Genomic DNA, 24,093 nt, shown 5'->3' on the forward strand with positions numbered 1-24,093 from the left:
CCCTACGCGGCGGCCTCCCGGGCCGCCTTCAGGGCCTCCGCCAGCCGCTCCGGCTCCCGCGTCGACAGGTACAGGTACGGCGTCGGGTCCTCGGGGTCGGTCACGACCACCCGCAGCGCCGTGGGGATGTAGGAGCGCAGCAGCAGGAACGCGCGCGTGTCCGCCTTGTAGGTGCGCCAGGCCCGCGCCTCCTCGCCCTCCAGGACCTCCGTGTCACCGAGCGCCGTCACCGGGATCTTCGCCTCGCCCGCGATCAGCGAGCCGCCCACGACCCTGATGCGGACCGAGCCGTACGAGCTCGCCATGACAGCTGCGACCGCCGTGCCGCCGACCAGGCCGCCGAGCAGCGGCAGAGTGCCGAAGGGCAGCAGGATCAGGGCGAAGGAGACGCCCACCAGGAAGGAGATCAGCCACCACGAGCGCGGGGCGGTCAGGCGTTCTTCGTAAGGGGCGGTGGAGAGCTGCATGCGGCCTAGCTTGGCATGGTGCCCGGACACCGGGGACGCGCGGGTAAGGTCTGCGGCTGTGAGTGGTACTTCAGCAGCTCTCAAGCCCCCCGCCGACGCGGCGAAACCCGTGCGTCATCCTGACGCGCCCGCGCCCGGTGAGCTTCTGGGCGCCCACTACGAACACTGTTTCGGATGTGGCGGCGGACAGGCCCACGGACTGCACCTCCAGGCGCGGGCCGGCGACGGCGTCAGCATCACGGCCGAGTTCACCGTGCAGCCCGCGCACCAGGGCGCGCCCGGCCTCGCGCACGGGGGAGTGCTGGCGACCGCGCTGGACGAGACCCTCGGCTCGCTGAACTGGCTGCTGCGCACGATCGCCGTCACCGGACGTCTGGAGACCGACTTCGTCCGGCCGGTGCCGGTCGGGACGACCCTGTATCTGACGGCCGAGGTCACCGCGGTCGCGGGCCGCAAGATCTACTCGGCCGCCACCGGCCGGCTCGACGCCCCGGACGGTCCGGTCGCCGTACGCGCCGACGCGCTCTTCATCGAGGTCGAGGTCGGCCACTTCATCGACAACGGCCGACCCGAGGAGATCCAGGCCGCCATGAACGACCCGGACCAGGTCCGGCGGGCCCGCGCCTTCGAGGTGAACCCGTGAGCCGTGAGCCCCTGAACGTGCTGGTGCGCCGCGTCGACCCGGACGTACCGCTTCCGTCGTACGCGCATCCCGGTGACGCGGGAGCCGATCTGCGCACCACCGAGGCGTGCGAACTGGGACCCGGGGAACGGGCCGTGCTGCCCACCGGGGTGGCTGTCGCCCTCCCCGAGGGGTACGCGGCCTTCGTGCATCCCCGGTCGGGGCTCGCCGCCCGCTGCGGTGTCGCTCTGGTGAATGCCCCGGGGACGGTTGATGCCGGGTACCGTGGGGAGATCAAGGTGATCGTGGTGAATCTCGACCCGCGCGAGGCGGTGCGGTTCGAGCGCTTCGACCGGATCGCCCAACTGGTCGTCCAGCAGGTCGAGAAGGTCCGCTTCCAGGAGGTGGCGGAGCTTCCCGGCTCGGCACGGGCCGAAGGGGGCTTCGGGTCCACCGGAGGTCATGCCGCGGTGGCCGGAGAGAACAGCACAAGGGGTCAGGCCGCCGATGGCGGCACTACGGGTGGGAATCGATACGCTTCGGTCGTATCCGACCGGGAAGGACAGTGACGTGTTCGGACGTCGCAACAAGAAGGGTGCCGCCGAGGACGCGGCCGGCGAGGCCGAGCAGGTCGTCGACAGTGTCGACGCTGAGGCGGACGACGAAGAGGTCGAGCGCGAGCGGGTGAGGCTCGAGCCCGAGCCGCGGCCCGACGGGCCCTGGGACGACTCCGAGGTGCGCGACCCCGCGGAGGGCCGCGTGGACCTGGGCGGTCTCTTCGTGCCCGGGGTCGACGGCATGGAGCTGCGGGTCGAGGTCGCGGGTGACGCGATCGTCGCGGCGACCGTCGTGCTGCACGACAGCGCCATCCAGCTGCAGGCCTTCGCCGCGCCCAAGCGCGAGGGCATCTGGGGCGAGGTGCGTGAGGAGATCGGCGCCGGCATCACCCAGCAGGGTGGCATCGTCGACGAGGTCGAGGGCCCGCTCGGCTGGGAGCTGCGCGCCCAGGTGCCGGTGCAGCTGCCGGACGGCACGGGTGGTTTCCAGGTCGTGCGGTTCGTCGGTGTGGACGGTCCGCGCTGGTTCCTGCGCGGGGTGATCTCTGGCCAGGGCGCGGTGCAGCCGCAGGCGGCCGGCCTGCTCGAGCAGATCTTCCGGGACACGGTCGTGGTCCGCGGCGAGGGCCCGATGGCGCCCCGGGATCCGATCGTCCTGAAGCTGCCCAACGACGCCCAGATGGTCCCCGAGGGCGTCCAGCAGGAGGAGTCGTCGCGCTTCTCCGGCGGCATGGGCCAGCTGCAGCGCGGGCCGGAGATCACCGAGGTCCGTTAGACAACCGAGCGACAAGGGCTGTACCCCGCGCGGGGTACAGCCCTTTTTCGTGCGCGGGCCCTTGACGGTGTATTGGTCTGTACCTATGGTCTCGGCCCAGCGCCTCTGTTCACGGGGGCGCTCGTCGTTCACATACGAGAACGGGACCCCCACCTATGCGTCGCACCGCACTGCTCGCAACCGTCTCCGCGCTTGTCGTGGGCATGATGACATGGCCCGCCTCCCGTCACGCCGAAGCCGCCCCCACCGCCTTCGCGCACCCCGGTGTCACCGTCTCCCGGGCCCAGCTGGACTTCACCAGCGGCAAGGTCGACGCCGGTGCCCAGCCCTGGAAAGGCGCCTTCGACCAGATGATGGCGAGCAAGTACGCCGACCTGAACCGCACACCGAAGCCACGGGCGACGGTCGAGTGCGGCTCGTACTCCAATCCGGACAACGGCTGTACCGACGAGCGCCAGGACGCGATCGCCGCCTACACCGACGCGCTCGCCTGGTACATCACCCGCGACGACCGGTACGCGAAGAAGTCGATCCAGCTCATGGACGCCTGGTCCGCCGTGATCAAGCAGCACACCAACAGCAACGCGCCCCTGCAGACCGGCTGGGCGGGCTCCTCCTGGCCGCGCGCCGCCGAGATCATCAAGTACACGTACACCGGCGGCTGGGCCAACTCCGGCCGCTTCGCGACCATGCTCCGCACCGTCTACCTGCCCGAGGTCATCGGCGGCTCCAACTCCAACGGCAACTGGGAGCTGTCGATGATGGAGGCCGCCGTCGGCATCTCCGTCTTCCTCGAGGACAGGTCGTCGTACGACAAGGCCACGGCGAGGTTCCGCACCCGCGCGGCCGCCTACGTCTACCTCTCCTCCGACGGCGATCTGCCGAAGACCGTGCCGGGCCAGAAGCTCGACACCAGGGCGAAGATCGTCGGCTACTGGCAGGGGCAGTCCACCTTCGTCACCGGGCTCACCCAGGAGACCTGCCGCGACTTCACGCACACGGGGTACGGCCTCTCCGCGATGTCCCACGTCGCCGAGACCAGCCGCATCCAGGGCCAGGACCTGTACGGCACCGACGTGGGCGAACGGCTGCGCCAGGCGCTCGGGTTCCAGGCCAGGTACCAGCTGGGCGCGGCCGTCCCGAGCTGGCTGTGCGGCGGCTCGCTCAAACTCGGGCTCGGACCGGTCACCGAGGTCGGCTACAACGCCCTGCACAACCGCCTCGGCATCGCGATGAGCAACACCCAGGCCCTGACCGAACGGCAGCGGCCGGCCGGCTCCGACAACCTCTTCGTGGCCTGGGAGACCCTCACCCACGGCGACAACCCGAGCTGAACCGTTGATCGGCCGGGCGCCCGGCCGCGATACTGGCGCCCGGTCGACGGGGGAGGCGACATGAGCGGCCAGGTGGCCACCGAGACCATGGTGCGCGTCGAGGACGTCCACAAGTCCTACGGCCGGGGGGCCGCCGCCGTGCACGCGCTGCGCGGTGTCTCCTTCGAGATCCCGCGCGGCGAACTCGTCGCTCTCAAGGGGCGCTCCGGGTCGGGCAAGACGACGCTCCTCAACATCGTCGGAGGGCTCGACGCACCGGACCGCGGGCGGGTCACCGTGGACGGACTGGACCTGTCGGAACTCGGCGAGGAGGGGCTGCTGGCCCTGCGCCGCGACCGGGTCGGCTTCGTCTTCCAGTCCTTCGGGCTGATCCCGATCCTCACGGCCGCCGAGAACGTCGGCGTCCCGATGCGACTGCGCCGGGCCGAGGTACGCGCGCGTGAGGAGCGCGTCGAGCTGCTGCTCGCCCTGGTGGGCCTCACCGACCACGCCGCGCAGCGGCCCGGCGAGCTCTCCGGCGGCCAGCAGCAGCGCGTCGCCATCGCCCGCGCCCTCGCCAACAGCCCCGCCCTGCTGATCGCCGACGAACCGACCGGCCAGCTGGACGCCGAGACCGGCCACGCGGTCATGGAGCTGCTGCGGGCCGTCGTCCACAGCGAGCACTCCGCCACCCTGGGCTTCACCGAGGGGCCTCCGTCCGTCCTCGTCGCCACCCACGACACGACCCTCCTCGACCTGGCCGACCGGGTGCTGGAACTCAGCGACGGGGAGATCGTCGAGACGTGAGCGTCAGAGTTCCGTCAAGGACGGCTTCCGGCGCCTTCCGGGCACGATGAGTCGCGATTGTTGGCCGTAAGGTCGACGCTGCGTAGGCAGCAGTGACCGGAAGACAATGGGGCCATGGGACGCGGCAAGCTTCGGATCTACCTCGGTGCGGCACCGGGCGTCGGCAAGACGTACGCGATGCTCTCCGAGGCGCACCGGCGCATGGAGCGGGGCACCGACTGCGTGGTGGCCTTCGTGGAGCACCACGACCGCCCGCGCACCGAGGTGATGCTGCACGGCCTGGAGCAGGTGCCGCGCCGCGAGCTGGAGTACCGGGGCACGACGTTCACGGAGATGGACGTGGACGCCGTACTCGCCCGGAACCCCGAGGTCGCCCTCGTGGACGAACTGGCCCACACCAACGTCCCCGGCTCCCGCAACGCCAAGCGCTGGCAGGACGTCGAGGAACTGCTCGCGGCCGGTGTCGACGTCGTCTCGACGGTCAACATCCAGCACCTGGAGTCCCTCGGCGACGTCGTCGAGTCGATCACCGGTGTACGGCAGCGGGAGACCGTGCCGGACGAAATGGTGCGGCGGGCCGACCAGATCGAGCTGGTCGACATGTCGCCGCAGGCCCTGCGCCGCCGGATGGCGCACGGCAACATCTACAAACCCGACAAGGTCGACGCGGCCCTGTCCAACTACTTCCGGCCGGGCAATCTCACCGCCCTGCGCGAGCTGGCCCTGCTCTGGGTGGCCGACCGGGTCGACGAGTACCTGCAGCAGTACCGCAGCGAGCACCGGGTGTCGAAGATCTGGGGTTCGCGCGAGCGGATCGTGGTCGGGCTCACCGGCGGGCCCGAGGGGCGCACGCTGATCCGGCGGGCCGCGCGGCTCGCGGAGAAGGGCGCCGGCGGCGAGGTGCTGGCGGTCTACATAGCCAGCAGCGACGGGCTGACGGCCGCCTCCCCGAAGGAACTCGCCGTCCAGCGCACCCTCGTGGAGGACCTCGGCGGCACCTTCCACCACGTCGTCGGCGACGACATACCGGCCGCCCTGCTCGCCTTCGCGCGCGGCGTCAACGCCACCCAGATCGTGCTCGGCGTCTCGCGCCGCAAGAGCTGGCAGTACGTCTTCGGACCCGGCGTCGGCGCCACGGTCGCCCGGGACTCGGGGCCCGACCTCGACGTCCACCTGATCACGCACGACGAGGCCGGCAAGGGGCGCGGACTGCCGGTCGCCCGGGGCGCGCGGCTCGGCCGGTCCCGGATCATCTGGGGCTGGGTGATCGGCGTCGCCGGGCCGGCGGTCCTGGCCGCGCTGCTCAACACAGTCCACCTCGGTCTCGCCAACGACATGCTGCTGTTCCTCGCGGTGACCGTCGCGGCCGCGCTGCTGGGCGGACTGCTTCCCGCGCTCGCCTCGGCCGCGGTCGGCTCCCTGCTGCTGAACTACTTCTACACACCGCCCCTGCACCGCTGGACGATCGCCGACCCCAGGAACATCGTCGCCATCGTGATCTTCGTCGGCGTCGGTGTCTCGGTGGCCTCCGTCGTCGACCTCGCGGCCCGCCGCACCCATCAGGCGGCCCGGCTGCGCGCCGAGTCGGAGATCCTGTCCTTCCTCGCGGGCAACGTGCTGCGCGGCGAGACCGGCCTGGAGGAGTTGCTGGAGCGGGTCCGGGAGACCTTCGGCATGGAGTCGGCGGCCCTGCTGGAGCGGGCCGGCGACCACGCCCCGTGGACGTGCGCGGGCCGCGCGGGGTTCGGGCCCGCCGTGGAGCGGCCGGAGGAGGCCGACGTGGACGTCCCGGTCGGCGACCACATGGCGCTCGCGCTGACCGGCCGGGTGCTGCCCGCCGAGGACCGGCGGGTGCTGGCCGCGTTCGCGGCGCAGGCCGCCGTGGTCCTGGACCGCCGGCGGCTGCGGGAGGAGGCCGACCAGGCCCGGGCGCTCGCCGAGGGCAACCGGATCCGTACGGCGCTGCTGGCCGCCGTCAGCCACGACCTGCGCACACCCCTCGCCGGCATCAAGGCGGCCGTCTCCTCCCTGCGCTCCGACGACGTGGCCTGGTCGGAGGAGGACCAGGCCGAGCTGCTCGAGGGCATCGAGGAGGGCGCCGACCGGCTCGACCACCTCGTCGGCAACCTCCTCGACATGTCCCGTCTGCAGACCGGCACGGTCACCCCGCTGATCCGCGAGGTCGACCTCGACGAGGTGGTGCCGATGGCGCTCGTCGGGGTTCCCGAGGACAGCGTCGAACTGGACGTCCCGGAGACCCTGCCCATGGTCGCCGTCGACCCGGGGCTGCTGGAGCGGTCGGTGGCCAATCTGGTCGAGAACGCCGTCAAGTACAGCCCGCCGGGCAGACCGGTGCTGGTCGGCGCCAGCGCCATCGCCGACCGCGTGGAGGTCCGGGTCGTGGACCGCGGCCCCGGCGTCCCGGACGACGGCAAGGAGCGCATCTTCGAGCCCTTCCAGCGCTACGGCGACGCCCCGCGCGGCGCCGGAGTGGGGCTCGGGCTCGCGGTGGCCCGCGGCTTCGCCGAGGCGATGGGCGGCACCCTCGCCGCCGAGGACACACCGGGCGGCGGCCTCACCATGGTGCTCACCCTGCGTGCGGAAGGATCGCACGCGGAGGTCCTCCCCTCGGCGGAACCCGAAAGGCAGGTCACATGACCCGGGTGCTGGTGATCGACGACGAGCCGCAGATCGTGCGCGCCCTCGTGATCAACCTGAAGGCGCGCAAGTACGAGGTCGACGCGGCCCACGACGGCACGACCGCCCTGCAGATCGCCGCCGCCCGCCACCCCGACGTCGTCGTCCTCGACCTGGGCCTGCCCGACATGGACGGCGTCGAGGTGATCCGCGGCCTGCGCGGCTGGACCCGGGTGCCGATCCTGGTGCTGTCCGCCCGGCACACCTCCGACGAGAAGGTCGAGGCCCTCGACGCGGGCGCCGACGACTACGTCACCAAGCCCTTCGGCATGGACGAGCTGCTCGCCCGGCTGCGGGCCGCCGTCCGACGCGCCGAGCCCGTCGGGGCCGGGGAGGACGAGGTGACGACCGTGGAGACGGAGGAGTTCACCGTCGACCTGACCGCGAAGAAGGTCAACCGGGGCGGCCGGGACGTACGGCTGACGCCCACCGAGTGGCATCTGCTGGAGGTGCTGGTGCGCAGCACGGGCCGGCTGGTCAGCCAGCGGCAGCTGCTGCAGGAGGTGTGGGGACCGTCGTACGGGACGGAGACCAACTACCTGCGCGTGTACATGGCCCAACTGCGCAGAAAGCTGGAGGCGGACCCGTCCCACCCGAAGCACTTCATCACGGAGCCGGGGATGGGGTACCGGTTCGAGAAGTGAGCTGTGAGGTGGGCCGGGGGTCCGGGGGTTGTCCCCCCGGGGGATGCAGCATCACGGAGCCGGGGATGGGGTACCGGTTCGAGAAGTGAGCTGTGAGGTGGGCCGGGGGTCCGGGGGTCGTCCCCCGGGGTTGCAGCATCACGGAGCTGCGGATGGGCTGTCTGTTCGAGAAGTGAGGGCCGGTTCGAGCGTCAGGGCCGTGGGTACGAAGCTGTCGGTGCGTCCCGGTACGCTTCAGATATGAGTGCTGTTCCTCGTTCCGAAAAGCCGGTGGGCCGGTTCCGGCGCATGCTCGACCGGCTCTCCTCGTCGCAGGAGGACCTGGAGTCCGAGGAACTGCGCGAGGACGCAGAGACCACGGGCTGTGTGCGGATCGGCGACTGCCACGACCGACAGATCGTCACGGTTACTGGTACCTTGCGCACGGTCACCCTGCGGCCGCGTGCGGGCGTCCCGGCGCTGGAGGCCGAGCTGTTCGACGGCTCCGCCGCGCTGGACGTGGTGTGGCTCGGCCGGCGCTCCATAGTCGGGATAGAGCCGGGGCGCAGACTGATCGCATCGGGCCGGATCTCGATGAGCCGGGGCCGCCGTGTGCTGTTCAATCCGAAATACGAACTGAGACCCCTCGGACGGGAGTAGCCGGTGACGTCGCTCGACAAGCCGACAGAGGACACGTCTGCCGACGACGCACGGGCGGTGACCGAGGCCGCCCTGTTCGAGGCGTTCGGCGGCGTGCGGGGCATGGTCGAGACGGTGCTGCCCGGTCTCCTCTTCGTCACCATCTTCACGATCAACAAGGACCTGCACTGGTCGGCGATCGCCGCCCTCGCGGTGTCCCTGCTGCTGGTGGTGGTCCGGCTGGCCATGCGGACCACCGTCAAGCACGCGTTCAGCGGTGTCTTCGGCGTCGCCTTCGGTGTGGTCTTCGCCATGATGACCGGCAACGCCAAGGACTTCTACCTCCCCGGCATGCTCTACACGCTGGGCCTGGCGCTGGCGTACATCGTCACGACCCTGTGCGGTGTCCCGCTGATCGGTCTGATCCTCGGCCCGGTCTTCAAGGAGAACCTCTCCTGGCGCACCCGCAACCCCGGCCGCAAGAAGGCGTACGCGAAGGCCAGTTGGGCCTGGGGCCTGATCCTGCTGGCCAAGTGCGCGATCCTCTTCCCGCTGTACTGGTGGGCCAACACCGCGCAGCTGGGCTGGGTCCTGGTCGCGTTGAAGATCCCGCCGTTCCTGCTGGCGGTCTGGCTGACCTGGGTGTTCCTGGCGAAGGCACCGGCCCCGATCGACGTCTTCGCCGAGATGGAGGCCGAGGAGCAGGCCGAGAAGGAGCGCAAGGCGGCGCTGGCGGCCGAGCGCACTGAGCAGGGTGAGGCGGCCGGCGGACGGCACCGTCGAGAGGCCTAGTCTGCGGTACCGGTACGACGACGAGGGGCGCCCCACGCGCGTGGGGCGCCCCTCGTCGTCGTACCGCAGACCGCTAGCCCGCCGCGTCCTCCCGGCGCACCGACAGCAGGTCCTCCAGCTGCTCCTCCCTGGCCTGCGCGGCGACGAACAGCAGCTCGTCACCCGGTTCCAGGGAGTCGTCGCGGGAGGGGGTGAGGACCCGGGTACCGCGGATGATCGTGACCAGGGAGGTGTCCTCCGGCCATTCCACGTCGCCGACCTGGGTGCCGGCGAGGGCCGACTCCTCCGGGAGGGTCAGTTCGACCAGGTTCGCGTCGCCGTGGCTGAAGCGCAGCAGGCGGACCAGATCGCCGACCGAGACCGCCTCCTCGACCAGGGCCGACATCAGACGCGGGGTGGAGACCGCCACGTCGACGCCCCAGGACTCGTTGAAGAGCCACTCGTTCTTCGGGTTGTTCACCCGGGCCACGACGCGCGGGACGCCGTACTCCGTCTTCGCCAGGAGGGAGACGACCAGGTTGACCTTGTCGTCGCCCGTCGCGGCGATCACGACGTTGCAGCGCTGGAGCGCCGCCTCGTCCAGGGAGGTGATCTCACAGGCGTCGGCCAGCAGCCACTCGGCCTGGGGGACCCGCTCGACCGAGATGGCGGTCGGCGTCTTGTCCACGAGCAGGACCTCGTGGCCGTTCTCCAGCAACTCGGCCGCGATCGAGCGGCCGACCGCGCCGGCACCGGCAATGGCGACCCTCATCAGTGACCGCCCTCCTCTTCGGGACCCTTGGCGAAGGACGCCTCGACCTTGTCGACCTCGTCGGTGCGCATCATCACGTGCACCAGGTCGCCCTCCTGCAGCACCGTCTGCGACGTGGGCAGGATCGCCTCGCCGAGCCGGGTGAGGAACGCCACGCGGACGCCCGTCTCCTCCTGGAGCCTGCTGACCTTGTGGCCCACCCAGGCGGGCGAGGTGTGCACCTCGGCGAGCTGGACACCACCGCTGGGGTCGCGCCACAGGGGCTCGGCACCCGAGGGGAGCAGCCGGCGGAGCATCTGGTCGGCGGTCCAGCGGACCGTGGCGACCGTGGGGATGCCCAGGCGCTGGTAGACCTCGGCGCGGCGGGGGTCGTAGATCCGGGCCGCGACGTTCTCCACGCCGAACATCTCGCGGGCGACGCGCGCCGCGATGATGTTGGAGTTGTCACCGCTGGAGACGGCCGCGAAGGCGCCGGCCTCCTCGATGCCGGCCTCGCGCAGGGTGTCCTGGTCGAAGCCGACCCCGGTGACCCGGCGGCCGCCGAACCCGGGGCCGAGACGGCGGAAGGCGGTGGGGTCCTGGTCGACCACGGCGACCGTGTGCCCCTGTTGCTCCAATGTCTGGGCGAGAGCGGAACCCACTCTTCCGCAGCCCATGATGACGATGTGCACGACCGTCCTTCCGGTGTCCAAAAACTACAGCTCAGCATCAGGGTCTCAGACCGACGCCCAAGCTACACACGCGCGGTAGGACGTCGGCACCCCTGTGCACGGTTGCCGTCACTCCCGGTGTCCCAGCGACGGCTGATGCTCCGCGCGCTCGCGAGGGTCAGGATTCCGAGGCCGACGAGGGTCGCGGTGGCGCCGATCAGTTCCGCGATGGCGTGCATGGGACCTCCAGGGGGCGGCTACGGCCGGGAATCGGGCGGGAGTTAGTCATATAGACATGGAGGGCGGGCCGCCTGCGGAATCCGCAGCGGAAGCGCTTGTGGATTTCACCCGGTGAGCAGATGGAAGGCGGGGGTTCGCCGCTCGAGCGTGTCGAGAGCGGGGGAGGGTGGTTGAGCACCCGTTCGAACGCCTACGATGCTCTGTTGTGTCCAAACTGACCGACGTGCCCAAACGGATCTTGATCGGGCGCGCTCTGCGCAGTGACCGGCTGGGCGAAACGCTCCTGCCGAAGCGCATCGCCCTCCCCGTCTTCGCCTCCGACCCGCTGTCCTCCGTGGCCTACGCCCCCGGAGAGGTGCTGCTGGTCCTGTCCATCGCGGGCGTGTCGGCGTACCACTTCAGCCCCTGGATCGCCCTCGCGGTCGTCGTGCTGATGTTCACGGTGGTCGCCTCCTACCGGCAGAACGTGCACGCCTACCCCAGCGGCGGCGGGGACTACGAGGTGGCCACGACCAACCTCGGCTCCAAGGCGGGCCTCACCGTCGCCAGCGCCCTGCTCGTCGACTACGTCCTGACCGTCGCCGTGTCGATCGCCTCCGGTATCGAGAACCTCGGCTCGGCGATCCCCTTCGTGGTCGAGCACAAGGTGCTGTGCGCGGTCGCCGTGATCGTGCTGCTCACCCTGATGAACCTGCGCGGCGTCAAGGAGTCCGGCAAGCTCTTCGCGATCCCGACGTACGTGTTCGTCGGCGGCGTCTTCGTCATGATCGCCTGGGGCGCCTTCCGCGGACTGGTGCTGAACGACACCATGCGCGCGCCGACCGCCCAGTACACGATCAAGGCCGAGCACCAGGGTCTGGCCGGCTTCGCCCTGGTCTTCCTGATGCTGCGCGCCTTCTCCTCCGGCTGTGCCGCGCTCACCGGTGTCGAGGCGATCTCCAACGGCGTGCCGGCCTTCCGCAAGCCGAAGTCGAAGAACGCCGCGACCACGCTAACCGCCATGGGTCTGCTCGCCGTCACCATGTTCTGCGGCATCATCGTCCTCGCCCTGACGACCAAGGTCCGCATGGCCGAGAACCCGGCCACCGACCTGCTCAAGCACGGCGTCGGGGTCGGCGCCGACTACGTTCAGAACCCGGTGATCACCCAGGTCGCCGAGGCCGTCTTCGGCAAGGGCAGCTTCTTCTTCGTGGTGCTCGCGGCGGCCACCGCGCTCGTGCTGTTCCTGGCCGCCAACACGGCCTACAACGGCTTCCCGGTGCTCGGCTCGATCCTCGCCCAGGACCGCTACCTGCCCCGCCAGCTGCACACCCGTGGCGACCGCCTCGCCTTCTCCAACGGCATCGTCCTGCTGGCCGGCGCCGCGACCCTGCTGACCGTGATCTACGGAGCCGACTCCACACGGCTGATCCAGCTCTACATCGTCGGCGTGTTCGTGTCCTTCACCCTCAGCCAGACCGGCATGGTCCGGCACTGGAACCGCCACCTCGCGGTCGAGAAGGACCCCGCCAAGCGCAGCCACATGATCCGCTCGCGGGCGATCAACACCTTCGGCGCCTTCTTCACCGGCCTGGTGCTGGTCGTCGTCCTGGTCACCAAGTTCACGCACGGCGCCTGGGTGGCGCTCCTGGGCATGTGCATCTTCTACGCGACGATGACCGCCATCCGTAAGCACTACGACGGCGTCGCCGCGGAGATCGCGGCCCCCGAGGGCCCGAGCGACGACAGCGTACGGCCCTCCCGCATCCACTCCGTCGTCCTGATCTCCAAGATCCACCGCCCGACGCTGCGCGCCCTCGCCTACGCCAAGCTGATGCGCTCGGACTCGCTGGAGGCGCTCACCGTCAACGTCGACCCGGCGGAGACCAAGGCGCTGCGCGAGGAGTGGGAGCGGCGCGGGATCGACGTACCGCTGAAGGTGCTCGACTCGCCCTACCGCGAGATCACGCGGCCGATCATCGAGTACGTCAAGAGCCTGCGCAAGGAGTCGCCGCGGGACGCGGTGTCGGTGATCATCCCGGAGTACGTGGTCGGCCACTGGTACGAGCACCTGCTGCACAACCAGAGCGCGCTGCGGCTCAAGGGCCGGCTGCTGTTCACGCCGGGGATCATGGTGACGTCCGTGCCCTACCAGCTGCAGTCCTCGGAGCTGGCCCGGGCCCGCGCCCGCAAGCGGCAGGAGTGGAACGCGCCGGGTTCGGTGCGGCGCGGCCCCGCCCAGGCGGGCCGGGCGAAGGAGCCTTCGGGCACCTCGGGCACCCCGGGCCCGAAGGGCTGACGCTCGCCGGTCAACGGCCGGACGGCACCCACGTAGACTGGTGGGCTGTTGTCCGGCCGCCGTTCTTTCTCACCTCTGGAGTCACCCCGCCATGCAGGCAGAACCGAAGAAGTCGCTGGTCGGGGCGGAGTACGAGGTCGAGGTCGGCCCCGTCGCCCACGGCGGGCACTGCATCGCCCGCACGGAAGAGGGCCAGGTGCTGTTCGTCCGGCACGCGCTGCCCGGTGAGCGGGTCCTGGCGCGCGTGACCGAGGGCGAGGAGGGGGCCCGCTTCCTGCGCGCGGACGCCGTGTCCGTGCTGGAGGCGTCCAAGGACCGGATCGAGGCGCCCTGCCCCTACGCCGGTCCCGGCCGCTGCGGCGGCTGCGACTGGCAGCACGCCAAGCCGGGGGCGCAGCGGCGGCTGAAGGGCGAGGTCGTCGCCGAGCAGCTGCGCCGGCTCGCGGGGCTGACGCCCGAGGAGGCCGGCTGGGACGGCACGGTGATGCCGGCCGAGGGGGACAAGCTGCCGGCGGGCGAGGTGCCGCAGTGGCGCACCCGCGTGCAGTACGCGGTGGACGCCTCCTCCGGGCGGGCGGGGCTGCGCCGGCACCGCTCGCACGAGGTGGAGCCGATCGACCACTGCATGATCGCGGCCGCCGGAGTGAGCGAGCTCGGCATCGAGAAGCGGGACTGGACCGGCATGGCGTCCATCGACGCGATCGCGGCGACCGGTTCGCAGGACCGCCAGGTCATCCTGGAGCCGAGGCCGGGCGCCCGGCTGCCCATCGTCGAACTGGACAAGCCGGTCTCCGTGATGCGGGTCGGCGAGAAGGACGGCGGCATCCACCGCGTCCACGGCCGCCCCTTCGTGCGCGAGCGCGCCGACGGCCGTACCTACCGCGTGGGCAGCGGCGGCTTCTGGCAGGTCCATCCGAAGGCCGCCGACACCCTGGTCACCGCCGTCATGCAGGGCCTGCTCCCGCGCAAGGGCGAGATGGCGCTGGACCTGTACTGCGGAGTGGGTCTCTTCGCGGGCGCCCTCGCCGACCGGCTCGGCGAGAAGGGAGCCGTCCTCGGCATCGAGTCCGGCAAGCGCGCCGTCGAGGACGCCCGGCACAACCTCGCCGACTTCGACCGGGTGCGCATCGAGCAGGGCAAGGTCGAGTCCGTCCTGCCCCGCACCGGCATCACCGAGGTCGACCTCATCGTCCTGGACCCCCCGCGCGCGGGTGCGGGCCGCAAGACGGTCGAACACCTCTCGTCCCTGGGCGCCCGCCGCATCGCCTACGTCGCCTGCGACCCCGCGGCGCTCGCCCGCGACCTGGGGTACTTCCGGGACGGGGGGTACCGGGTGCGGACGCTGCGGGCGTTCGATCTGTTTCCGATGACGCATCACGTGGAGTGCGTGGCGATTCTGGAGCCGGCTGCCAAGGGCTCTTGAACCGCGGTTTCGGAACACTGCGCGGACTACGGCGGGGCGCGCCCGGAGGTTGCGGCCCGCCGTAGGGGCCGGTCAGTGAATGGAGTTGGCGGCGGTCACGATGGCGCGGTCCACCGCTCCGGGGCTGATCGACGGAACGTCGTGGCCGGAGCGGGTGTAGGTGATGTGGGCGCCCACGCGCTTGGCCTCGAACTTCTGGGCGGCCGTCGGCACGGCGTGGTCCTCGGTCGAGATGACCGCCCACTTCGGCGTCTTCGCCGGGGGATCGACCGTGGCCTTGTCGGTGAACGCCGAGAGGGCGATGGGTTCCTGGGTCACCGAGGCGGTGCGCATGGCCGACGCCGACAGCCCGTTGCCGTACACGGTCCCGTACTTGTCGGGCTTGAGGTACACGTCGGTGTCACCGCCGGGCAGGGGAACGGTGCGGAAGTTCTCCGCGGTGAGTTGCGAGCCGGGGAACTGTCCGATCAGGGCGCCGGCGGATTCTCCCGTCTTGGGGATCAGAGCGGCCACGTACACGAGGGCCTTGACCTTCGGCGTCTTCGCGGCGACCTGGCTGATGACCTCTCCCGCGTAGGAGTGGCCGACCAGCACCACGGGGCCCTTGACGGTCTTGAGCTGTGCCTCGACATAGGCGCTGTCGAAGGGCAGGCCGCGCAGCGGGGTGTCGATCGCGTAGACCGGGTAGCCGTGTCCCCGCAGGTAGCCGATCTCGCTGTTCCAGCTGGAGGAGTCGGCGAACGCCCCGTGGACCAGGACCACCGTCGGCTTCGCGCGGTGCGCAGGCTGCGAGCCGGCGGTGTGATCGTTCGTCCCGGGGGTGACTGCGCTCGCGTTCGTCACGGCCAGTGAAGCCACGACCGCTGCACTCACAAGTCCGGCAGCCACGAGTGCTCTGGTGCGGGCGGTGGATTTCATGTGTTGTTCTTCCTCTCGAGCCGTTCAGGCGAAATCTTCGCTGCGACGACTCTCGCGGACGCGTCTATCGGCCCGCCAATGCCGATCCTGCTTCCCCCCATGCCGATCCGGAATGAGCAGCAGACCCTTGCTTGGTTCGTCATGCCCGATCGGCATGACGAAGGGAGAAAACGGCATTGGCGTCTCGAGCCGTGAGCCGGAATGCTCGGCGGAAGACGGAACTCGGCTCAATTACGAGCGGCAGCAAAATGAAGAGGTCTGAGAATATGCCGAGCACTCAATGGCGTGAAGTACTCCTGCCGGACGAGAGCACCCAGCATGCGGAACAGATACACGTTTTCAGTGAACTGCAACGCAAGCAACTGAAAAAGCATGGGCACGGGAGAGCGCTGCACCGCAGTCAAGTGGCTGCCCTGAAAGCCGCGTTGGCAGTGGAGGAAGATCTTCCCGACTATGCGAGGCAAGGGATTTTCGCCTCTCCCGCCGTCTTTGACGCACATGTACGGCTGTCCAACGGAAACTTCTCCGTCGACCGGGCTCCTGACATCCGCGGTTTCGCGATCAAGGTGCTCGGGGCCTCCACGCCGACGTCCGCCGATGTCGAGCAGAATTTCACCTTTGTCAGTCAGGAGACCCTGCGGGTCAGCGGCAGCGCGGACGTCGTCGGAATCGTCGATCTGTCCACGAGTGGGCCGGGAGCCGCTCTCCGTAAGGCCGCGACCAATCCACGGCTCACCCGCAGCACCGTCTCGAACGTCCGGGACATGGTGAAACCGTTCAGCGGATTCGCCACGCATGACTTCTTCAGCATCATGCCCATCGCGTTCGGCGACTACGCGGCCCGGTTGAAGCTGTGCGCCGCCTCGACGACGATCAACAAGCAAGCCCGTAAGGACCTGGCCGCCGACATCTACGGTCGACTCGCCGACGACGATCTGGAGTTCCTTCTCCAGGCCCAGTTCTTCGAGGACGAGAGCCGTACGCCGATCGAGGACTCCTCGGTCCGCTGGGACGCGCCGTGGCTCACCGTGGCGCGGCTGCGTCTGCCTCGGCAGGCCCCGGACGACGAACTGGCCGAGACCGTCGAGAAGAGCAGCTTCAACCCCTGGATCGCGGCAACGGAGCATCGGCCCCTGGGAGAGTTGATGCGCGCCCGCCGGGCGGCCTACGCGCTGAGCTGGCACAACCGGTGTGGGTACGATTAGCGTCATGGATCTCGACTTACGCCGGGTGCGCTACTTCGTGGCCGTGGCCGAGGAGTGCAGCTTCGTGCGGGCGGCGAGTCGCCTCTACATGACCCAGCCGGCGCTCAGCCGTCAGATCCGGGCGCTGGAGGAGGACTTGGGTGTGGTGCTCTTCCTGCGGGACCGGCAGGGCACCGTACTGACGCGGGCGGGACACCAGTTGCTGGAGGACGCCCGGCCGATGCTGGCGATGTCACAGGCGGTGCAGCAGCGGGTGCGGACGGCGCACCGGGAGGTGAACCAGTTCACCATCGGCTTCATGCCGGGTGTCGTCGTCACCCCCATCGTGCGGGAGTTCGCCCGGATGGCGCCGCAGCTCGACATCGAGGTCGTGCACACGTCGATCACCGACCAGGTCGACTTCCTGATCGACGGGCGGGTCGACGTCTGCTACGTCCGACTGCCGCTGCCCGAGGGCATGTTCGAGGTGGTCCCGCTCTTCCCGGAGCCGCGCGTGGTGGCGTTGTCCAGTGAGCACCCGCTCGCCGAACTCAAGGCGGTGCACGTCGAGGACCTGCGGGACACGGCCCTGCTGCAGGATCCGCGGGACGTGCCGGAATGGCGCGGTCGTGTCCCCCGGGATCCGGTGGCGTCGCCGGGGGACGGCGGGCGCTTCCCGGCGACGATCGAGGAATGCCTGGAGGCCGTGGCCTTCGGCTCCGGGTGCTATGTCATGCCGGCCGGCATGGCCGGCTTCTACCATCGGGACGACGTCGTCTACCTGACGTTGGAGGGCGTCGCCCCGCGCATGGTCGCTCTGGCCTACTCCAAGCACCGGACCATGCCGGAACTGCTCCAGTTCGCCGAGCTCTCGCGCCGCATGCTCGGCCCCGGCCCGGACTGACACCCGGGCCCCGACCCGAGCACCGAACAGACGGAATGCGCGGACCGCGAGGATGCGTCGGTGAAACGTGGGCGTCCTCGGCGGTGTCTTCATGGCGAATGGCCGACAGGGTCATGGACGAGGGGGACACCGTGACGTCGCGTCGATCCACGCCGTGGCGAACCCGGAGAAGCTCACCCGGATCCACGCCGTGGTGAACCCGGAGAAGCTGACCCGGTTCGACGAACCGGCCGACCGGCCAGGCAGGTCCCCGCACGAACGGCCGGGCCGGCCCTGGTGGGCCGGCCCGGGCGTCTGTGACCTACAGCGGGATCAGGCGATGTCGAAGCGGTCCGCGTTCGAGACCTTGACCCAGGCCGACACGAAGTCCTTCACGAACTTCTCCTTCGCGTCGTCGCTCGCGTAGACCTCGGCCAGCGCGCGCAGCTCGGAGTTCGAGCCGAAGACCAGGTCGGCGCGGCTGCCCGCCCACTTGAGCTCGCCCGTGACGTCGTCGCGGCCCTCGAAGGTGTTCTGGTCCTCCGAGGTCGCCCGCCAGGTGGTGCCCAGGTCGAGCAGGTTGACGAAGAAGTCGTTCGTCAGGGAACCCGGGGTCTGGGTGAGGACACCGAGCTGCGAGTTCTGGTAGTTGGCGCCCAGGACACGCAGACCGCCGACCAGGACGGTCATCTCGGGCGCGCTCAGGCCCAGCAGGTTCGCCTTGTCCAGCAGCAGGTACTCGGCCGGCAGGCGGTTGCCCTTGCCCAGGTAGTTGCGGAAGCCGTCCGCGGTGGGCTCCAGCGCCTCGAAGGACTCGGCGTCGGTGTGCTCCTCCGTGGCGTCCACCCGGCCCGGGGTGAAGGGCACCTCGATCTCGTAACCGCCGTCCTTGGCGGCCTTCTCGATCGCGGCGGCACCGCCGAGGACGATCAGGTCGGCCAGGGAGACCTTCTTCGCGCCGGAGTTCGCGTTGAACTCCTGCTGGACGCCCTCGAGGACGCGCAGCACCTGCGCCAGCTCGTCGGGCTCGTTGACCTCCCAGCCGGCCTGCGGCTGCAGACGGATCCGGGCGCCGTTGGCACCGCCGCGCTTGTCGCTGTTGCGGAAGGTGGAGGCGGAGGCCCACGCGGTGGACACGAGCTGCGCGACGGACAGACCCGAGTCGAGCAGCTTGGCCTTGAGGGCCGTGACGTCGGCGGCGTCGATGAGCTCGCCCTCGGGCTCCGGCAGCGGGTCCTGCCAGATGAGCGTCTCCGCCGGGACCTCCGGGCCGAGGTAGAGCGACTTCGGGCCCATGTCACGGTGGGTCAGCTTGAACCAGGCACGGGCGAAGGCGTCCGCGAACTGGTCGGGGTTCTCGTAGAAGCGGCGCGAGATCTGCTCGTAGACCGGGTCGAACCGCAGCGAGAGGTCGGTGGTGAGCATGGTGGGCAGGCGCTTCTTCGACGGGTCGTGCGCGTCGGGGATGATCGCCTCGGCGTCCTTCGCGACCCACTGCTTCGCGCCGGCCGGGCTCTCGGTGAGCTCGTACTCGTACTCGAAGAGGTTCTTGAAGAAGCCGTTGCTCCACTGGGTCGGCGTGGCGGTCCAGGTGACCTCCAGGCCGGACGTGATCGCGTCGCCGCCCTTGCCGGTGCCGTAGGTGCTCTTCCAGCCCAGGCCCTGCTGCTCGATCGGCGCGGCCTCGGGGTCGGGGCCGACGTGGTCCGCCGGGCCGGCACCGTGGGTCTTGCCGAAGGTGTGGCCGCCGGCGATCAGGGCGACGGTCTCCTCGTCGTTCATCGCCATGCGGCGGAACGTCTCGCGGATGTCGCGGGCCGCGGCGACCGGGTCCGGGTTGCCGTTCGGGCCCTCGGGGTTGACGTAGATGAGGCCCATCTGGACCGCGCCGAGCGGGCTCTCCAGCTCACGGTCGCCGGTGTAGCGCTGGTCGTCCAGCCAGACCTTCTCGGGACCCCAGTACACGTCCTCCTCGGACTCCCAGACGTCCTCGCGGCCGCCGCCGAAGCCGAAGGTCTCGAAGCCCATGGACTCCAGGGCGACGTTGCCGGCGAGGATCATCAGGTCGGCCCAGGACAGGCTCTTGCCGTACTTCTTCTTCACCGGCCACAGCAGCCGGCGGGCCTTGTCCAGGTTTCCGTTGTCCGGCCAGCTGTTGAGCGGGGCGAAGCGCTGCTGACCGGCGCCGGCGCCGCCGCGGCCGTCGCTGATGCGGTAGGTTCCCGCGCTGTGCCAGGCCATACGGATCATGAACGGGCCGTAGTGACCGAAGTCGGCCGGCCACCAGTCCTTGGAGTCCGTGAGCACCTCGGCGATGTCCTGTTTCACGGCCGCGAGGTCGAGACTCTGGAACGCCTCGGCGTAGTCGAAGTCCTCACCGAGCGGGTTGGCCACCGCGGGGTTCTTGGCAAGGATCTTCAGGTTGAGCCTCTCCGGCCACCACTGGCGGTTTCCACCGCCCTGGGTGGGGTGCAGGGCGCGGTCGTGCGCCACCGGGCACTTCGCCTCTGCGGCGGGGGTGTTCTCAGACATGCGAATCCTTCCGGGTGTTCGGTGCTCAGGCCGTGCGTGCGGTGGAACAGTCGGGACACAGGCCCCAGTAGATGACCTCGGCCTCGTCGATCGCGAAACCGCGGTCGTCGGACGCGGTGAGGCAGGGTGCGTGACCCACCGCGCAGTCGACGTCGAAGACGGCGCCGCAGGACCGGCACACCAGATGGTGGTGGTTGTCCCCGACCCTGCCCTCGAACCGGGCGGGGCTGCCCGGCGGTTCGATGCGGCGTACGAGGCCCGCCGTGGTGAGCGCGTTGAGCGCGTCGTACACGGCTTGCAGTGATATGTGGCCGACCCGGGCCCGCACGCCCGAGGCGATGGCCTCGGCGTCGAGATGATCACCGTCCCGGACGGTCTCGAGCAGTGCGACGCGGGCGGCCGTCACCCGCAGGCCGGCACCGCGCAGCTCATCGGCGGTTGACGCTGGCTGGGGTGTGGTCATGGCGACCAACCTACCCCCATAAACACGAACCGTTCAAGAAAACGAGGAGTACAAGTTTGGTGTCGCCCGGGTGACCTACGGCTCCGTGCGTCGGCCGGTCCCCGGACATCCGCGCAGTTCAAGGGGGTTCGCACCACTGTTCACGCCTGCGGGTGAATCCGTGAATGGATGTCCGGTGTGCGTCCGGCGCGTGCGCTGTGCTGGACCGCGTGAGGGTCTTCGTTCCGTGCGCGTGGCTGCTGACGGCGGGCCTCGGCGGCTGTCGGGCCTCGGTGCGGATCCGCCACGGCGGCCCGCGGCAGCGCGCGTCAGGGGTGACGCGGCTGCCGCTGTGGCTCGTCGTGGGACATGTCCTGATGCCCTAGGTTTCGGTGTGCAACTCGACGCAGCACGAGCCCGGTCGGGGTGCCAGTACCGCGGTGGTGTCGGTGTTGCCGGAGGCGGCCAGGCAGCCGGCGAGGAAGGCGTGGTTCATGCCGCAGATCAGGTCGGGGGCCTGGGCGGCGACCGGGTGGAACGGGCAGTTGTACAGCACCGTGCGTCCGGAACCGGCGTCGGCCGGGTCGAACCCGAGGGATTCCAGGATCGCCGTGACGTCCCCGCCGGGGGTCTCCGCGCCCAGGGCCTCGCCCCGCTGCCGGGCGACCCGGAGCGCCGCCTCTCGGGCGGTCTCGCCGGGCCGTTGTGCCGTCAGTGCCTCGGTCAGCAGGGAGGCCAGCAGCTCGTGGCGGCGCGGGGGGAGGCTCAGGGAGAGGGTCTCGGGGCTGGGCTCGTACACCTTCGGGGCGCGGCCGACCCGGCGCGGTCCGTGGCCGCCGTGGCGCGCCTGCAGCAGGCCCGACGCGACCAGCTTGTCCAGGTGGAAGGCGGCCAGCTTGCGGGAGATCCCCACCTCCGCGGACGCCTCTTCCCTGGTCACCGGGCGTCTGGCCCGCCGGACGTAGTCGAGCAGCCGGCGCCGCGACTCGTCGCCCAGGACGGCGAGCGCGGCGGCCGTGGCATCGGGGTTCACCGCATCACCGTAACTCCGTCGAGTGGACTTACCAGGATCGGATGGAACGGGTGCCCGTACGGCCCCGCCAAAGCACCGCTGACCGCTGCTTCGCCTGCCGGAACTTGACCGTGCCGATCGTGATCGGGGTGCTGGGGGCCCTGGCCGCGGCCTGCGTCGGCTTCCTCGACCTGTTCGCCATCCCCACCGGCACGCCCGCCTTCCGTACGGGCCTGGTGCACATGGGGCTGAGTCTCGCCGTGACCGCCGCCTACGCGGCCGGATTCCTCTGGCGCCGGAGCGACGGCTACGCGGGCGGGCAGAGCGTCGGCGATGGGCAGCTGACGCTCTCCGCCGTCGCTCTGGCCACCCTCGGCGTCTCCGGCTACCTCGGCGGCAAGCTCGCCTACCGGTACGGCGTCCGCATGCGTCGTGTCATTGGCCAAGGTGTCGACGCCGGTCGGGCACTCCCGCGACCAGCGCGCCAAGGTCTACGTCCAGGACCGGATGCGCGAGCAGGGCCCGCAGCCGTGGTCCTGGCTGCAGGACGGCGCCCACTTCTACGTCTGCGGCGACACCTCCCGCATGGCCAACGGTGTCGACCGGGCACTGAGGAAACGTCGCCGTGGTGCGCGGCGGACTCGACGAGGTGGGGGCGGCGGCGTACGTGAAGGAGCGGGCGGCCGACAAGAGGTACGTGCGGGACGTGTACTGACTACGCTGGGTGCATGCGAGACCTGGCGGACACGGCACGGCAATGGGCGGCCGAGGGCCGTGCGGCGGTACTCGCGCGACCCCTCACCGAGCGCGGGTTCGGGGCGCGGCAGCCGGCCGACGCGATGCTGATCGACGCGGACGGGCAGTACCACGGGCGGCTGTACCGGGGCGCCTTCGACCAGCGGCTCGTCGCCGAGGCCTGTGCGGTGCCGCCCGGGCACACGGCCCGTGTGTGCGAGGTGGCCGTGCACCAGGAGGGCGTGGCCGAGGCGGGGCTGACCTGCGGGGGACAGGCCGAGATCCTGATGCAGCCGCTGGGCGCCGTACCGGCCCGCTGGTGGGCGCTGCTCGGGGCAGGGGCCGACGTCGCGCTCGTCACCTGGCTGGACGAGGCGCGGACGCACGCCGTCAGCACCGTGGTGACGCCCCACGAGGCCGTGGACGGGCCGGACGTGCCGCCGCAGGCCGCGGTGCAGGCGCGTTCCCTGCTCGCCCGCTACCGGGCCGGACGTGAGGTGCACGCGGCCGACGCCGGGCTCGTCCTCATCGAGACCTGCCCCTGCGTACCGCACCTCGTCGTCGTCGGCGGTGGCGAACTCGCCGAACTCCTCGTCGCCCAGGCCGGGTTGCTGGGCTGGCTGGCCACGGTGACGAGGTCCGCGCGGGACGCCGCCGAGCTGCTCGCCGAGCATCGGGCCGCCGCCTGTCTGATCATGCTCAGCCATGAGCCCGACGTGGACGTCCCCACCCTGCGCACCGCCCTGACCTCGGGCATCCCGTACGTCGGCGCCCTCGGCTCCCGCCACACCCAGGCCCGCCGCGCCGCCGCCCTGCTGAAGACGGGCCTGACGGAGGCGGACCTGGCCCGTGTCCACGGCCCCATCGGCCTGGACATCGGCGCTCGCACCCCGGCGGAGACGGCACTGGCGATCTGCGCCGAGGTGCTGACGGCGTTGGACGGTCCGGAGTGAGCGCGACGAGGGGCCGGCGCGGACGTCGGCCCCTGCGGACGCTCAGCCCTTGCCGAGGAGCTTGTTCATCTCGGTGATCTCGGCGGTCTGGCCCTTGACGATGTCGCCGGCCATGGACTTCGCCGGACCGTAGGAGCCCTTGGTCTGCTCCGTCCCGGCCATCTTCACGGCGCCCTCGTGGTGCTCGACCATCATGGTCAGGAACATGGTGTCGAACTCCTTGCCGGACGCCTTCTCCAGCATGGTCATGTCCTTGGGGTCCATCATCCCGGCCATGTCGGAGCCGGAGCCGTGGTCCATGCCGGGCATGGAGTCCATCGAGCCCATGGAGGCGCCGGAGGAGGGCACCTTCTCGTTCCAGGCCGTCAGCCAGCCGGACATGGTCTTGATCTCCGGGTCCTGCGCCTTCTCGATGCGCGCGGCGAGGTCCTTCACCTGGGCGGAAGAGGCCTTTCCGGTGGCGAGGCGGGCCATCTCCAGGGCCTGCTGGTGGTGGGGGATCATGCCCTGCGCGAAGGAGACGTCCTGGGCGTTGTGCGCGTCGGCGCCGGCGTCGGCGCCGGTGGTCGAGGAGGCGGAGGCGGACGCGGCCGCGTGGCCGCCGCTGTCGCTCCCGCTGTCGTTGTCGTTGCCGCAGGCGGCGAGGGTGACGGCCGCGGTGAGGGCGGTCACCGCCAGGGCGGTACGGCGGACGAGGGACGTACGGGTGTTGCGCATGCTGGAACTCCTGCTGATGCGTGTCGCGCTGTCGCGCGTGAGGGGATCTGGACGTGCCGGAGCGCACCGCGGGCGCGGTGCCG

At 70.5% G+C, this 24,093-nt stretch carries 22 protein-coding genes and 2 pseudogenes; 16 read left to right on the forward strand and 8 right to left on the reverse strand.

The window, feature by feature from the left end:
* Positions 1-2: 2 nt before the first annotated feature.
* A complete protein-coding gene (locus ACWCQ1_RS35475; protein ID WP_133046116.1) occupies positions 3-467 on the reverse strand; it encodes a DUF3093 domain-containing protein in 465 nt (154 codons plus the stop codon).
* A gap of 58 nt (positions 468-525) precedes the next feature.
* Between ACWCQ1_RS35475 and ACWCQ1_RS35480 the strand changes: the two genes are divergently transcribed.
* The 9 genes from ACWCQ1_RS35480 (at position 526) to ACWCQ1_RS35520 (ending at position 9,292) form a co-directional block, all read left to right on the forward strand.
* Positions 526-1,110 carry a PaaI family thioesterase gene (locus ACWCQ1_RS35480; RefSeq protein ID WP_133046115.1) on the forward strand — a complete coding sequence of 195 codons (585 nt, stop codon included), beginning with the start codon at positions 526-528 and terminating at the stop codon, positions 1,108-1,110.
* Positions 1,107-1,658, forward strand: coding sequence for a dUTP diphosphatase (gene dut, locus ACWCQ1_RS35485; RefSeq protein WP_133046114.1), 552 nt, complete (start codon positions 1,107-1,109; stop codon positions 1,656-1,658). The genes ACWCQ1_RS35480 and dut overlap by 4 nt, the downstream gene beginning before the upstream one ends.
* Position 1,659: 1 nt before the next feature.
* Positions 1,660-2,421 carry a DUF3710 domain-containing protein gene (locus ACWCQ1_RS35490; RefSeq protein WP_133046113.1) on the forward strand — a complete coding sequence of 254 codons (762 nt, stop codon included), beginning with the start codon at positions 1,660-1,662 and terminating at the stop codon, positions 2,419-2,421.
* Positions 2,422-2,576: 155 nt separating this feature from the next.
* A complete protein-coding gene (locus tag ACWCQ1_RS35495) occupies positions 2,577-3,755 on the forward strand; it encodes an alginate lyase family protein (protein WP_451028213.1) in 1,179 nt (392 codons plus the stop codon).
* Positions 3,756-3,815: 60 nt separating this feature from the next.
* Positions 3,816-4,541, forward strand: a complete 726-nt coding sequence (locus ACWCQ1_RS35500) for an ABC transporter ATP-binding protein (protein ID WP_451028214.1) — start codon at positions 3,816-3,818, stop codon at positions 4,539-4,541.
* Between the two features lie 114 nt (positions 4,542-4,655).
* Entirely contained in the window at positions 4,656-7,199 is a 2,544-nt protein-coding gene (locus ACWCQ1_RS35505; RefSeq protein ID WP_358604758.1) for a sensor histidine kinase KdpD, read from the forward strand.
* The gene (locus ACWCQ1_RS35510; protein ID WP_133046109.1) at positions 7,196-7,882 is read left to right on the forward strand and encodes a response regulator; all 687 of its coding nucleotides are present in this window, start codon (positions 7,196-7,198) and stop codon (positions 7,880-7,882) included. The genes ACWCQ1_RS35505 and ACWCQ1_RS35510 overlap by 4 nt, the downstream gene beginning before the upstream one ends.
* A 240-nt stretch (positions 7,883-8,122) precedes the next feature.
* A complete protein-coding gene (locus tag ACWCQ1_RS35515; protein WP_133046108.1) occupies positions 8,123-8,521 on the forward strand; it encodes an OB-fold nucleic acid binding domain-containing protein in 399 nt (132 codons plus the stop codon).
* Positions 8,522-8,524: 3 nt separating this feature from the next.
* Positions 8,525-9,292, forward strand: coding sequence for a DUF3159 domain-containing protein (locus tag ACWCQ1_RS35520; protein WP_133046107.1), 768 nt, complete (start codon positions 8,525-8,527; stop codon positions 9,290-9,292).
* A 73-nt stretch (positions 9,293-9,365) separates the two neighbouring features.
* Here the strand turns inward: ACWCQ1_RS35520 and ACWCQ1_RS35525 are convergent, their stop codons facing one another.
* Complete coding sequence (locus ACWCQ1_RS35525) at positions 9,366-10,043, reverse strand: potassium channel family protein (RefSeq protein WP_133046106.1); 678 nt, start codon at positions 10,041-10,043, stop codon at positions 9,366-9,368.
* Entirely contained in the window at positions 10,043-10,714 is a 672-nt protein-coding gene (locus ACWCQ1_RS35530; protein WP_133046105.1) for a potassium channel family protein, read from the reverse strand. Before ACWCQ1_RS35530 ends, ACWCQ1_RS35525 begins: the two co-directional genes overlap by 1 nt.
* Before the next feature lie 424 nt (positions 10,715-11,138).
* On the opposite strand from ACWCQ1_RS35530, the gene ACWCQ1_RS35535 reads away from it, so the two are divergent.
* Positions 11,139-13,211: an APC family permease gene (locus ACWCQ1_RS35535; RefSeq protein WP_451028215.1), complete on the forward strand. Its 2,073-nt coding sequence runs from the start codon at positions 11,139-11,141 to the stop codon at positions 13,209-13,211.
* A gap of 91 nt (positions 13,212-13,302) precedes the next feature.
* The gene (locus tag ACWCQ1_RS35540; RefSeq protein ID WP_133046103.1) at positions 13,303-14,634 is read left to right on the forward strand and encodes a class I SAM-dependent RNA methyltransferase; all 1,332 of its coding nucleotides are present in this window, start codon (positions 13,303-13,305) and stop codon (positions 14,632-14,634) included.
* Between the two features lie 72 nt (positions 14,635-14,706).
* Here the strand turns inward: ACWCQ1_RS35540 and ACWCQ1_RS35545 are convergent, their stop codons facing one another.
* Complete coding sequence (locus tag ACWCQ1_RS35545) at positions 14,707-15,552, reverse strand: alpha/beta fold hydrolase (protein ID WP_451028216.1); 846 nt, start codon at positions 15,550-15,552, stop codon at positions 14,707-14,709.
* Between the two features lie 266 nt (positions 15,553-15,818).
* Here ACWCQ1_RS35545 and ACWCQ1_RS35550 point away from each other — a divergent pair, with 266 nt between their 5' ends.
* Positions 15,819-16,757, forward strand: coding sequence for a hypothetical protein (locus ACWCQ1_RS35550; RefSeq protein ID WP_451028217.1), 939 nt, complete (start codon positions 15,819-15,821; stop codon positions 16,755-16,757).
* Between the two features lie 4 nt (positions 16,758-16,761).
* Positions 16,762-17,640, forward strand: a complete 879-nt coding sequence (locus ACWCQ1_RS35555) for a LysR family transcriptional regulator (RefSeq protein ID WP_451028218.1) — start codon at positions 16,762-16,764, stop codon at positions 17,638-17,640.
* A gap of 312 nt (positions 17,641-17,952) precedes the next feature.
* Here the strand turns inward: ACWCQ1_RS35555 and katG are convergent, their stop codons facing one another.
* The 3 genes from katG to ACWCQ1_RS35570 form a co-directional block, all read right to left on the reverse strand.
* Positions 17,953-20,151, reverse strand: a complete 2,199-nt coding sequence (katG, locus tag ACWCQ1_RS35560; protein WP_358598802.1) for a catalase/peroxidase HPI — start codon at positions 20,149-20,151, stop codon at positions 17,953-17,955.
* A 25-nt stretch (positions 20,152-20,176) separates the two neighbouring features.
* On the reverse strand, positions 20,177-20,614 hold the full coding sequence (locus tag ACWCQ1_RS35565) for a Fur family transcriptional regulator (RefSeq protein ID WP_133046099.1): 438 nt from the start codon (positions 20,612-20,614) through the stop codon (positions 20,177-20,179).
* Positions 20,615-20,975: 361 nt separating this feature from the next.
* Positions 20,976-21,626 carry a helix-turn-helix transcriptional regulator gene (locus tag ACWCQ1_RS35570; protein WP_451028219.1) on the reverse strand — a complete coding sequence of 217 codons (651 nt, stop codon included), beginning with the start codon at positions 21,624-21,626 and terminating at the stop codon, positions 20,976-20,978.
* Positions 21,627-21,667: 41 nt separating this feature from the next.
* On the opposite strand from ACWCQ1_RS35570, the pseudogene ACWCQ1_RS35575 reads away from it, so the two are divergent.
* From ACWCQ1_RS35575 to ACWCQ1_RS35585, 3 genes and pseudogenes are all read left to right on the forward strand, one after another.
* A pseudogene (locus tag ACWCQ1_RS35575) lies at positions 21,668-22,021 on the forward strand (DUF2231 domain-containing protein); the annotation flags it as partial.
* Between the two features lie 52 nt (positions 22,022-22,073).
* Positions 22,074-22,320, forward strand: a pseudogene (locus tag ACWCQ1_RS35580) (hypothetical protein); the annotation flags it as partial.
* Between the two features lie 13 nt (positions 22,321-22,333).
* Positions 22,334-23,293, forward strand: coding sequence for an XdhC family protein (locus ACWCQ1_RS35585; RefSeq protein ID WP_451028220.1), 960 nt, complete (start codon positions 22,334-22,336; stop codon positions 23,291-23,293).
* A gap of 42 nt (positions 23,294-23,335) precedes the next feature.
* Here the strand turns inward: ACWCQ1_RS35585 and ACWCQ1_RS35590 are convergent, their stop codons facing one another.
* Positions 23,336-24,010: a DUF305 domain-containing protein gene (locus ACWCQ1_RS35590; protein WP_133046096.1), complete on the reverse strand. Its 675-nt coding sequence runs from the start codon at positions 24,008-24,010 to the stop codon at positions 23,336-23,338.
* Positions 24,011-24,093: the final 83 nt, after the last annotated feature.

The organism is Streptomyces sp. NPDC002144 (genome assembly GCF_053593695.1).